This window comes from Pseudoalteromonas sp. LC2018020214 (assembly GCF_016598755.1).
GTDB classification, from domain to species: domain Bacteria; phylum Pseudomonadota; class Gammaproteobacteria; order Enterobacterales; family Alteromonadaceae; genus Pseudoalteromonas; species Pseudoalteromonas distincta.
This window is the reverse complement of sequence record NZ_CP066804.1, coordinates 744,670-756,190: the sequence shown is the minus strand read 5'-3', so window position 1 is coordinate 756,190 and position 11,521 is coordinate 744,670. Positions and strand designations below refer to the sequence as shown.

Annotated in this window: 11 protein-coding genes; 4 read left to right on the top strand and 7 right to left on the bottom strand. The window is 39.0% G+C overall.

Going from position 1 to position 11,521, the window contains the following annotated elements; all coding sequences use genetic code 11:
* Positions 1-26 precede the first annotated feature (26 nt).
* From rlmB to JG479_RS03275, 6 genes are all read right to left on the bottom strand, one after another.
* Positions 27-770, bottom strand: coding sequence for a 23S rRNA (guanosine(2251)-2'-O)-methyltransferase RlmB (gene rlmB / locus JG479_RS03300; protein ID WP_002958023.1), 744 nt, complete (start codon positions 768-770; stop codon positions 27-29).
* Positions 767-3,262: a ribonuclease R gene (rnr, locus tag JG479_RS03295; RefSeq protein ID WP_002958022.1), complete on the bottom strand. Its 2,496-nt coding sequence runs from the start codon at positions 3,260-3,262 to the stop codon at positions 767-769. Before rnr ends, rlmB begins: the two co-directional genes overlap by 4 nt.
* A 189-nt stretch (positions 3,263-3,451) precedes the next feature.
* Positions 3,452-4,186: an enoyl-CoA hydratase/isomerase family protein gene (locus JG479_RS03290; RefSeq protein WP_188161605.1), complete on the bottom strand. Its 735-nt coding sequence runs from the start codon at positions 4,184-4,186 to the stop codon at positions 3,452-3,454.
* A 98-nt stretch (positions 4,187-4,284) separates the two neighbouring features.
* Positions 4,285-4,899, bottom strand: coding sequence for a response regulator transcription factor (locus JG479_RS03285; RefSeq protein WP_024599310.1), 615 nt, complete (start codon positions 4,897-4,899; stop codon positions 4,285-4,287).
* A complete protein-coding gene (locus tag JG479_RS03280; protein ID WP_200219942.1) occupies positions 4,899-5,999 on the bottom strand; it encodes a sensor histidine kinase in 1,101 nt (366 codons plus the stop codon). The genes JG479_RS03285 and JG479_RS03280 overlap by 1 nt, the downstream gene beginning before the upstream one ends.
* Positions 5,996-6,166 (bottom strand): hypothetical protein, encoded by a 171-nt coding sequence (locus JG479_RS03275; protein WP_200219941.1) that lies wholly within the window; start codon positions 6,164-6,166, stop codon positions 5,996-5,998. Before JG479_RS03275 ends, JG479_RS03280 begins: the two co-directional genes overlap by 4 nt.
* A gap of 159 nt (positions 6,167-6,325) precedes the next feature.
* Here JG479_RS03275 and JG479_RS03270 point away from each other — a divergent pair, with 159 nt between their 5' ends.
* The 4 genes from JG479_RS03270 (at position 6,326) to queG (ending at position 10,359) form a co-directional block, all read left to right on the top strand.
* The gene (locus JG479_RS03270; RefSeq protein WP_024594632.1) at positions 6,326-7,192 is read left to right on the top strand and encodes a DMT family transporter; all 867 of its coding nucleotides are present in this window, start codon (positions 6,326-6,328) and stop codon (positions 7,190-7,192) included.
* Positions 7,189-7,893: a glycerophosphodiester phosphodiesterase gene (locus JG479_RS03265; RefSeq protein WP_200219940.1), complete on the top strand. Its 705-nt coding sequence runs from the start codon at positions 7,189-7,191 to the stop codon at positions 7,891-7,893. The genes JG479_RS03270 and JG479_RS03265 overlap by 4 nt, the downstream gene beginning before the upstream one ends.
* Positions 7,894-7,938: 45 nt before the next feature.
* Positions 7,939-9,159, top strand: a complete 1,221-nt coding sequence (locus JG479_RS03260) for a methyl-accepting chemotaxis protein (protein WP_002958016.1) — start codon at positions 7,939-7,941, stop codon at positions 9,157-9,159.
* A gap of 66 nt (positions 9,160-9,225) precedes the next feature.
* Positions 9,226-10,359 (top strand): tRNA epoxyqueuosine(34) reductase QueG, encoded by a 1,134-nt coding sequence (gene queG, locus JG479_RS03255; RefSeq protein ID WP_200219939.1) that lies wholly within the window; start codon positions 9,226-9,228, stop codon positions 10,357-10,359.
* Between the two features lie 34 nt (positions 10,360-10,393).
* Here queG and JG479_RS03250 read toward each other — a convergent pair whose 3' ends face one another.
* Positions 10,394-11,521 (bottom strand): response regulator, encoded by a 1,128-nt coding sequence (locus tag JG479_RS03250; RefSeq protein ID WP_002958014.1) that lies wholly within the window; start codon positions 11,519-11,521, stop codon positions 10,394-10,396.

The window sequence follows — 11,521 nt, the reverse complement described above, 5'->3', positions numbered from 1 at the left end:
ATACATAAAACTTATCGTTTTATATATTAGTTATTTGCGTTACGTTGGCGTAATACTTCAAACAAACAAATACCCGTGGCTACCGATACGTTTAAGCTTGAAACAGTACCCGCCATTGGAATTTTAACAAGCATATCGCAATGCTCACGCGTTAAGCGTCGCATGCCCTCGCCTTCTGCGCCCATAACAATAGCCATTGGCCCCGTTAAGCTTGCATCAAATACGTGGTTATCAGTTTCGCCAGCGGTACCTACAACCCATACGCCTGCATCTTTAATTTCGCGAAGCGTACGTGCAAGGTTAGTCACTTGAATAAGCGGTACTGTTTCGGCTGCGCCACAGGCCACTTTACGTGCAGTACCGTTAAGCTTAGCAGACTTATCTTTAGGTACAATCACAGCGTGAACACCTGCCGCGTCTGCACTACGTAGGCATGCACCTAAGTTATGCGGATCGGTAATACCATCAAGCACAAGTAAAAACGGTGTGTCTTCACGAGCGATTATCGCATCAAGATCTTTTTCATTAAACGTTGGCGCTGCTTTTACGTTGGCAATAATACCTTGATGCTGCTCACCCTTTGATTTGCTATCAAGGGCTTTACGCTGCATAAACTGTACTGAAATACCAAATTTACGTGCTTCATCAATAATCGGAGTTGAGCGTTTGTCGTCACGACCTTTAAGGGCGTAAATTTCTACAAAGCGCTCTGGTTCGCTTTCTAAAATTGCTTCAACAGAATGAAAGCCAAAAATTAATTCATTACTCACGTATTGTCTGCTCCTGGGCTAGTACGTTTGCGGGCATTTTTGCCTGCTCTTTTAGGCTTTTTAACGGCCTTCTTCTTCGGTTTTTTCTTTACGGCAGTGTCTGCTGCTTTTTTATCTGCAGATTTTGTTGCAGACTTATTTGCAGGCTTGCCTTTATCTTTATTTGCTGGCTTTTTTTTACCTTTTGGTTTGTCATCGCTGTGCGACTTTTTACCTGGTACTTTGCCTGCTTTTAATTGCGAACGCACACTTGCTGGCGCATGCTCAGACTTACCTGAACCTTTTTTTGGTGCTCGACGACGTGAGTATCTGTCTTGTGCAACATCGCCTTTAAGCGTTAAATTTATACGGCGATCGTCTAAACTAACCGACGCAACTTTAACTGTTACTTTATCGCCAAGGCGATAAACTTTGTGAGAGTGCTCACCTATTAGGGTGTGTTTTGCAGCATCATGCGCAAAAAACTCGTCGCCTAAATTAGTAACGTGAATAAGCCCATCAATTTGTAAATCGTCTAAACGAATAAACAAACCAAAATTGGTAACCGATGAAATAACACCATCAAACTCTTCACCTACATGGTCTTGCATAAACTCACATTTAAGCCAATCAGCTACTTCGCGAGTTGCATCATCGGCGCGGCGCTCTGTTGTAGAACACTGCTCACCTAGTTGATCAACTTCATCGTCGGTATAAGCGTATTCGCCAGACGTTTGCTGACCTTGTGCTTTTATTACTGCTTTAATAGCACGATGTACTACTAAATCTGGGTAACGACGTATTGGCGATGTAAAATGCGCGTAAGCCGATAACGCTAAACCAAAGTGACCAATGTTATCTGGCTGATATACAGCTTGTTTCATTGAACGCAGTAACATAGTTTGAATAAGTTCAGCTTCTGGGCGGTCACCTAGTCGCGCTAATACTTGCGTTATTTCTTTTGGTGTTGGCTCGTCGCTTAATGTGCTTTCAATACCTAACTCGCCTAAAAACTTAGTAAAGTTACCTAGTTTTTCTTGATCTGGTTCGTCATGCACACGATAAAGCGCGCTTGCTTCGTGCTTTTCAAGAATTTTAGCCGCTGATACGTTGGCTAAAATCATACATTCTTCAATGAGTTTGTGCGCGTCGTTACGAATAACAGGCACTATTGATTCTATTTTACGCTGAGCGTTAAATACAAAACGTGTTTCTAGGGTTTCAAACTCTATGGCACCACGGTCTTGGCGTGCAGCTTTAAGTGCCATGTACATTTGCTGTAAGTCAGTTAAATGTGGCACAACCGCTGAGTATTCTTCGCGTAGTTTTTCGTCGTTTTGTAAAATGGCATTTACTTTGGTGTAAGTTAAACGTGCGTGCGAGTTCATTATCGCTTCGTAAAACTTATAACCCGAAAGTTTACCCGCGCTCGACACGGTCATTTCGGCAACCATACATAAGCGATCTACTTTTGGATTAAGCGAACATAATCCGTTAGAAAGCACTTTTGGTAGCATCGGAATAACTTGCTCAGGAAAATACACTGAGTTACCACGCAAAATTGCTTCTTTGTTAAGCGGCGTGTTCATTCCTACGTAATGCGATACATCGGCAATAGCAACCCATAAGCGCCAGCCACCTGATTTTTTAGGTTCACAATATACGGCGTCATCAAAGTCGCGTGCATCTTCGCCATCAATAGTTACAAGTGGTAAATCACGTAAATCTACACGACCTTGTTTGTCAGCTTCTTCAACAAATTCACCTAGGTGAGCAACTTGTGCTTCAACTTCTTCTGGCCATACATGTGGAATATCGTGATTGCGCAGTGCAACTTCAATTTCCATACCTGGGGCTAAATGCTCACCAAGTACATCTATAACTTTACCTACCGCGTTCATGTTACGGCTTGGATTTTGCGTAATTTTAACCTGCACCATTTGGTTATGGCGGGCACCGTTTTCGTTGCCTGGTAAAATCATTATATCTTGCGTTATGCGCGGGTCTTCAGCGACTACAACAGCAACACCGTGCTCAACAAAGTAACGGCCAACAATTGGCGCGCGCTCGTTAGTAAGCACTTTTATAATACGTGCATCGCATTTTGAGCCAGAACCACGTTTAGTGCCTTTAGCTAGTACAATGTCGCCATGTAACACCATATTCATTTGGTGCTTAGCAATAAACCAATCTTTACTCTCGCCTTCAACTTCTAAAAAGCCGAAACCGTCTCTGTGGCCTATTACTTTGCCTTTGGTTAAACCGGCTTCGTCAATTAGGGCGTAGCATTTAAATTTATTGAAATACAGCTGTCCGTCACGCTCCATAGCGCGAAGGCGGCGTTTAAATGCTATTTGGCGTTCGTCATCGTTTACTGCTAGTTCTTCACATAATTGCGCGTAGTTAGCAGGCTTTGAACGCTCTTGAAGGTGAGTAAGTATAAACTCACGACTAGGGACTGGGTTTTCGTACTTTTCTTGTTCTCGACTGAGATTTGGATCTTGGTTTGACATTCACTATCTTGTTAGTTGGTTATGTAGGTATTTTAACCCATATAGTTATAATGAGACAGGTAAAAGCTATTAAACTTTTAAGAAAGCACTTTTACCTTACTGTATAGTTTAAAAATCTAGCGCAATGGGACTTAACGATCCCTTAACTGCATAGTGTTTAGTCATCTCGTAGCAATGCTAAAACCTATACTATTTTTTTTGTAGGTTTTTCCACAGCAGTTTACTTATATTATCAATAAAGCTTGGATCTTCTTCTTTCATCGTAAGTAAAATCTGCTTATTCATTTGTGTTTTATTTTGAGCGTAAATCCAACGATTTTTATTAAATTGCTGGGCAAACTCAAGTACACCCGCTTGTAGTTCGTCGTTATTTGTAAACACAGCTTCAACTACTTTGTTCTCTAGTAACTGCTGTGCCCCAACCCGCTCTCCTGACATAGCTAGACGATTAAAGAAGGTTTGCGAAATAGCTTTATTAATTATAGGAAACATCGACGGAACAAATGGCACCATTACATCCACTTCAGGAAAACAAAAAAAGCCTTTGTCTGATTTCATAAATCTAAAGTCGCACGCACACGCAAGTACAGAACCATTACCATAGGTATGCCCGTTTAACGCAGCAATAATAGGCATAGGAAAAGTAACTATGCGTTTAAATAAGTCACTTATTTGAATCATAAAGTCTGAAATTGCTGCAGGTAAAATACTTGGATTAGACATCCATTGAAGGTCGATACCCAATGACCAGTTTTTATCACTTGAAGACGTTAAAATAACTGACTTAATATTTTGTTCTGCTTCAATGTGGTCTAGGTGTAAATTAAACTCAGCCAAAAACGCTGGGTTGTGGCGGTTTTCAGCGGTATTCATGGTGAGTATAGCGATATTATTTTTAGTTGTTAGTTCTATTAAATTTGCCATTAAAACCTCTTTTAGCGCTTTTTAAGCTAATTTTAAGCGCTGTTCGTTACTTTTACATATCATAGTAATACTTTGCTTATAATTTATAAACCCACTAATTAAAGCCACCCTTTTTGTTTAGCTATACGTGCAGCATCTATGCGGTTAGTGGCGTTTAATTTTGCAATGGCATCCGATAGGTAGTTACGCGTAGTCCCTTCGCTAATAAATAACTGCTTGGCTATGTCGCTTGTTTTAAGGCCATCGCTTGCAAGTTTAAGAGCTTTGCGTTCTTTATCGGTAAGTGGATCTGCATCGTCCAATGCATTAATAGCAAGCTCTGGGTCAATTACCTTTTGTCCCTGCATTACTTTTTTAAGCGCATTTATTAACTCTTCACTTGGTGCTTCTTTTAAAATAAAACCTTTAACGCCTGTCGTAAGCGCTCGCCTAATATAACCCGCACGAGAAAATGTAGTCATAATAACCATTTTTATAGCAGGAAATTTAGCGGCTATTTTTTCGCTAAGCTCTATACCATTCATGGTTGGCATTTCTATATCGGTTAAAATTATATCGGGATGTAAATCACTATCAAGTGCCTCAATTGCATTAAGTGCATCCTGCCCGTTACTTGCTTGCCCAATAATCTCAATATTAAAATCAAGCCCTAACAATGCTGCTACTGCGTCGCGCACAAGCGCCTGATCTTCCACTAAATATACTCTGATCATTATAAATCCTTAGCTGTAATTGGCAGCACTACTTTTAAAGTAAAATTATCGCCACAGGTAAATGCTGCACTGCCATTTAGTTGCTCTGCTCGCTCTTTAATACCATTTAGGCCATTGCCCGAATTCAATGTACTACACGGACCATGATCAATTACGGTTATAAATAACTGCTGCGCTGTTTGTTCTATGTTTATTTCGCAATTTTTTGTGTTGCTATGGCGTAATAAGTTAGTAACTGCCTCTTTAATTATAAGGCCTGCTATACCCTCTACTTTAGCGGGCAGAGCATTTAAAACCACATTAAATGATACGTTAAATCCTTGCTCTATTAACCTTTGCTTTAACTGTGCTACTTGGCTGACAAGATTAAGCTGTTTTAAATCACTTACGGCGCTTCTTACATCGCTAAGTAACTGCCTTGCCAAATCGGCCACTTGTGCAATTTCGCTATTTGCTTGAGCGTAGCGCTCTCCTTGGTTTAATTTATTAGCAAGCTCAGCTTTTAAAGCAATAGATGAAAGTGAATGGCCTAAAATATCATGTAAGTCGCGAGCTATTCGTTCTCGCTCTGCAATAGCTGCTAATTGCTCTAGTTGGTTAGCGCTTTCTTGTTCGCGCTTTTTGTATAAGCTTTCTCTTTTTGCTGCAATACCGTAACTAAATAATGTGGCGCATAGAATCAAAGCAACGCCTAAAAAGTATTGAACCTTACCTATATCTCCAATATATGTGCTTAATAAAACCGTGAATATAATTGCGATCGCAGCATAAATTCTTTGACGGGAGCTGTAAGAGTAGCCTGCTATATAAGCTACGAAACCAAATAAAGTAGGCGTACCTGTGGTGTAAAAAGTAGCGCAAAAACAAATTAAGAGCATGGCTAAAAATAACTTAGTCACCCCTGCACTTTTACAGTTTATTGCTTTTATATACAAAAGAATAAAAGCAACATAGAAGGCTAAAGACATAACAATTTGGTTAACTGTAAAGCTCGCAAAATTAATTATTAGCGGGAGTAAATAAAAGCCGGTAAAAATTAAATGCCCATATTTCCAAAAACCTTTATCGCTTTGTTGAGAAAAGCTGCTTAACGAGCTCATACTAATACCTCAGGCATATTATTTTTACTTATAGCACTATTTTTATTAATTAATATAAATAACATAAAAATGCATACCAGCATAAAGCAATCTGCGTACGTAATCGTAAAACTTAACGCCTCTAGCACTTCATTAATAGTTAAGCTGATTAAAATTAAAGAATTCATAATTATCTCCTGTTGAGTAAGGTAACTATGCCCGCGTACAAAAATAATAAGAGTGTGAAGTGTCATCAACTTTAATGACTTTTGTCATGCGGTAAAAAATTCATCTTAAGAATTTTTAAGCAATGTTAATATATTCAAAAAGTACAACAAGGAAACTAAATGCAGCCTCAGCAACAAAGTTTAATTTATTTACACATAGCGGTATTACTTTTTGGCGGGACCGCTCTATTTGCCAAACTTATTGGGTTAAATGCTTTAGATATTACCGTTTACAGAACTGCAATTGCAGGAATGGCTATTTTAGCCATGCTTTATTTTCAAAAAAAACAAATTAAACTCAACAAACCTAAAGACTATCTTATTGCATTATTTTTAGGTGTTGCGGTGGGTATTCACTGGGTTACCTATTTTGCTGGTATGCAAATGGCCGGTATAACTATTGGAATGCTGGCATTTTTTAGCTATCCCGTAATGACGGTGTTTTTAGAACCCTTATTTAATAAAAGCAGGCCAAAAGCAAAAGATATAATAAGTGCAGCGGTGGTTGTTTTAGGTATTTACTTATTAGTACCAAGTGCAAACTTAGGCGATGATGTAACCCTAGGTGTAATAACAGGTGTGATATCGGCATTGTTTTTTTCAATAAGAAACATTACTCATAAGCGCTACTTTAGCCAATATGGCGGGCCGCAAACGATGTTTTATCAAACCTTAGTGGCAAGCATTATGTTGTGTGCATTTATAGAAGTACCAGTGTATGAGGTTAGTAATCACGACCTGATTTTAATTGCTGTAGCGGGTGTTATATTTACAGCTACACCGCACTCGTTATTTGCAGCAAGTTTAAAGCATTTATCAGCGGCAACTGCGGGGTTAATTTCTTGCTTGCAGCCACTTTATGGCACCATACTGGCTATAGTAATTATTCATGAACGTCCTACTGTTATGACGTTAGTTGGTGGAGCACTCATAGTTAGTGCCGCTTGTTTTGAAACGTGGTCAATCACTAAAAAGGCTCGACAATGAAAGTATTTGCACACCGTGGTGCCAGTGGGGATTTTCCTGAAAACACCAAAAGCGCTATTTTAGAAGCGTTAAAAGTAGGTGTTGATGGTATTGAAGTAGATATTCAAAGTTCCTTCGATGATTACATGGTAATACACGACTCATGGCTTGATAGAACCACCAGCGGTAAAGGCCGGGTGAGTAACTTTACCGCTCATGAGCTCTCTAAGCTTGATGCTGGAAATGGTGAAAAAATCCCTACTCTTCAGCAGCTGTTTGATTGGAATAACAATAAATCTTTATTAAATATTGAGCTTAAACACACGTTTGCACTAGAAAGGTTTGTGGCTCAATTAGAACAAAACATTGAAGCTAAAAAAATATCGAAAGCCAATATTTTAGTATCATCGTTTGATCACCATCAACTACAGTGGCTTAAAAAAAGACTACCATGGCTTAAAATAGGCGCCCTTACTTCTTCTATTCCAATTAACTATGCAAAGTTTGCTAGTGATTTAAACGCTTATAGCGTACATGCAGATAAAACCTTTATAAATAAGGCTTTTGCCGACGATGCAAAAAAAAGAGGCCTAAAGATTTATGCTTATACAGTCGATAGGGAAGAAGATATAGCGCTAATGCTTGAGTATGGCATAGACGGAATTTTTACAAATTACCCAGCGCGAACCAAAGCTTACTTGTTGTCGTTACAAAAAGGCTAACTTACATTCCCCTCACTTAAATAACAATCGTAGGGCTTGAGCATAATGAGTGGTTTTATGAAAATTTATAACTATATAGAGCAAACATTCTTTTTTACGTTAACCCGTAAAATAGTCGGTAATTTAAGTTTTGTATTATTGTTCCAAGCAATTACGTTATTTTGGCTGCATCAGAGTTTAAGCGAACAACAGCAAAGTACAGGGCTATTTTGGCTGCTTACGCTTGTGATTATATCTGGTTTTATTTTTACTCTTTTTTATATGCGTTTTTTAATTGTTCGCCCTGTTACTGCTATGCGCGATACTTTGATAGAAATAAACCAACAAGATGCAAATTTAGCAGCAAAACTTCCCCACTTTTCGTATGACGAATTTAAAGATTTAAGTTCACAATACAATATATTTACTGCCCATTTAAGTGAGTTACTCAGCACAACATATAACAGTGCTCAAGCTAGTGCACACAGCAATACACAAGTCACTGAATCGATGAAAAATACTGAGCAATCAAGTGAGCAACAAATACAGTTAAGCCACAGTATTATTAATGCCAGTATGCAAATAACCCAAAGCTTACAAGACATAGTAAATAATACAGATAGCGTACATAACGTTAATAATGAACACCTTAACTTTGTAAAACTATCTGCGTCAGAACTCGCTGCTTTAGTAGAGCAGGTAAAACTTATTACTAATATGCTAGGTAGCTTTTCAAATACAATTGCGGGACTGAAAGAAAACAGTGAAAACATTCGTAGTATTTTAAAAATGGTTGAAGAGTTTTCTGATCAAACTAATTTGTTAGCCCTCAACGCCGCAATAGAAGCAGCTAGAGCGGGTGAAGCTGGCAGAGGATTTGCCGTAGTTGCAGACGAAGTACGCACGCTTTCAATAAAGGTAAGTGGCGCAACTAGGCAAATTAGCGACTTTATAAGTCAGATGAATGATTTGGTAAACGAGACAAATAAAGAGTCAGAGCAATTAATGACTCACTCTAATAACGCACAAAGCTCAATTAGTGCAACCTGTGATGGCTTTACTAAAATGCTTAGTGAGTTTGAGCACAACCAGCAGCAGCTGCAACAAATAGCCAGTGCTGTACATTTGCTTGAGGGCACCCAAAGTACGACTCACCAATCGGTAGAGCAAATCGTAGCTTTAGGGGAGCAAGCTAAACAACAAATAGATACGGCATTAGCCGATAGCGAGCAATCTCAACAGCTAAGCTTACAAACCCAACAACAGTTAAAGCGCTTTGTGCACTAAGAACCGTTTTCGGGCTCAGAGAAATATGGTAAATTACGCAGCTATTAATTTAAGTGTGTAAAGCGTGTGAGCAACCCTACCCCAGACTATGAAAAACTAACCCTGCAAATAAAAAACTGGGGGCAAGAGCTTGGCTTTAGCGAAGTGGGCATTACTGATATTGACTTATCTAAGCACGAAGCCCAATTGCAACGTTGGCTTGATGCAGGCTACCACGGCTCGATGGATTATATGGCTGCCCACGGTATGAAACGCGCCCGCCCTGCTGAATTAGTGCCTGGTACACAGCGTGTTATATCTGTAAAAATGAATTATCTGCCTCCCGATGCTGGCTTTGCAAAAACCTTAAAAAATAAAGAAAAAGCATATATAAGCCGCTATGCATTAGGTCGTGATTACCATAAATTAATGCGTAATCGTTTAAAAAAACTCGGCCAAAAAATAGAGCAAGAAGTTGGCGAGTATGGCTTTAGACCCTTTGTAGATTCAGCCCCTGTACTTGAGCGTCAACTTGCCGAAAAAGCCGGTTTAGGGTGGCGTGGTAAGCATTCTTTATTAATTAACCAAGAAGCTGGGTCGTGGTTTTTTTTAGGCGAGCTATTTATTGATTTACCTCTACCAATTGATGCAGAAAACACCTTTGAAGGCTGCGGTAAATGCGTTGCTTGTATTACTCTTTGCCCAACAGGTGCAATTGTAGAGCCCTACGTTGTTGATGCACGTAAATGTATATCGTATTTAACCATAGAACACCAAGGGCCAATACCAGAGCAATACCGAACTTTATTAGGCAATCGTGTTTATGGTTGTGATGATTGTCAGTTAGTATGCCCTTGGAATCGTTATGGACAAATAACTGACGAAAATGACTTTCATCCTCGCACTCAATTAAAAGATAAAGATTTACTTGAGCTGTTTGCCTGGGATGAGCCTACATTTTTAAAAAACACCGAAGGCAGCCCTATTCGTCGCATTGGTCACGAACGTTGGTTACGTAATTTAGCAGTTGGTTTAGGTAATGCAGAGTTCAGCCCCGCTATTATTAATGCCCTACAAGATAAAAGCCAAATATGCAGCGAACTTGTTTTAGAGCATATTGAATGGGCACTTGCTCAGCAAAACGATAAACAACGATTACAAATTCGTAAAACAGCTAGGTTAATTAGAATTGTAGAAAAAGGCTTACCAAGGGATGCATAGCACCGCTTAAGTAAACCTTTATATTGCGAAGTAACTAGTTTTTCAAAAGTAACGATAGATCTTGTTCTATCTCTGTAAAGGCTGCTTTGACTTGTTTAACAGACTCTTCTCTTGCTACTGAGTTTTGGATAGTTTCATCTACTTTTTTATAAATAAACACCTCCTGATCTTCATCCAGTCCCATTGATGGGATACGTTCTTCGAGCTCTTCTTGTAACTGTTTAAACACTTTTTCGTTGTTTTGACGGTTTTCATTCAACAAGCTAATTAAGCTATGAAACTTACTATGAACAGTACTTGCTACGGCATTAAGTTTCGCTCGTTGTGATTCAAGCATTTTCTTGGTCATGATGGCGCGTAGCTGCTGCTCGGTAACACTGACAATAAAACATACGTGGTCGCGTATACGGCCATGCTTATCAGGATCATGATCGGGCATATTTAAAATAAGTAAGCTAATCAATTCATAGTTAACTAAAATTCGGTGCGAAAACTCATGTAAGCGCCCTTTGTTTTTCAGCATTTCAAACAGCTCCACCACAATAGGTGAACACACGCCGTTTAGTGCAAAGTGGCTAATTTCATTATTTTCTCTAAATTCTACATTGCTTTGTAAATCAAAAGACTGAAGGCAATCTACAAGCGCTTTACCTAACTCTTGAGGATCGTTAATAAAGCCAATGTTTTCAACGTAGTTAACTATTTGCCCCATTTCACTGCTATTGGCCATTGCATTAAATGCAGTTGATGTTGCATCTTCAACTTGCTTTTCTAGGCTTTGCTTTTCAACGAGTACTTGATTTAAATTTTTAAGCTTAGATTTAAGTTCGTCATGGCCAAAAGGTTTTACAATATAGTCTTCTGCGCCAACAGAATAGCCTTCCATGCGTTCTTCAACAGTGCCGCGAGCAGAAACAAACATAACAATAATGTGTGCGGTATTTGGATTTGCTTTAAGTGCTTTACATACTTCATAGCCGTTCATTTGCGGCATACTTACGTCGAGTAATATAACCTGAGGCATATAACCTTCAACCATGTTTAAACACTCAGGACCACTTGTTGCTACTTGTAATTCAAAATCAAGCTCCTCTAAAATTTCCTCAATAATTTCAAGGTTAAAGGGTTCGTCATCAACGGCAAGTATTTTAGTTAAGGCCAT

What these genes read in the sequence shown, in the direction of transcription:
- rnr (WP_002958022.1), bottom strand. Translation starts at nt 3,262, where the DNA reads ATGTCAAACCAAGATCCAAATCTCAGTCGAGAACAAGAAAAGTACGAA.
- JG479_RS03290 (WP_188161605.1), bottom strand. Translation starts at nt 4,186, where the DNA reads ATGGCAAATTTAATAGAACTAACAACTAAAAATAATATCGCTATACTC.
- JG479_RS03285 (WP_024599310.1), bottom strand. Translation starts at nt 4,899, where the DNA reads ATGATCAGAGTATATTTAGTGGAAGATCAGGCGCTTGTGCGCGACGCA.
- JG479_RS03280 (WP_200219942.1), bottom strand. Translation starts at nt 5,999, where the DNA reads ATGAGCTCGTTAAGCAGCTTTTCTCAACAAAGCGATAAAGGTTTTTGG.
- JG479_RS03275 (WP_200219941.1), bottom strand. Translation starts at nt 6,166, where the DNA reads ATGAATTCTTTAATTTTAATCAGCTTAACTATTAATGAAGTGCTAGAG.
- JG479_RS03270 (WP_024594632.1), top strand. Translation starts at nt 6,326, where the DNA reads ATGCAGCCTCAGCAACAAAGTTTAATTTATTTACACATAGCGGTATTA.
- JG479_RS03265 (WP_200219940.1), top strand. Translation starts at nt 7,189, where the DNA reads ATGAAAGTATTTGCACACCGTGGTGCCAGTGGGGATTTTCCTGAAAAC.
- JG479_RS03260 (WP_002958016.1), top strand. Translation starts at nt 7,939, where the DNA reads ATGAGTGGTTTTATGAAAATTTATAACTATATAGAGCAAACATTCTTT.
- JG479_RS03250 (WP_002958014.1), bottom strand. Translation starts at nt 11,521, where the DNA reads ATGGCCTTAACTAAAATACTTGCCGTTGATGACGAACCCTTTAACCTT.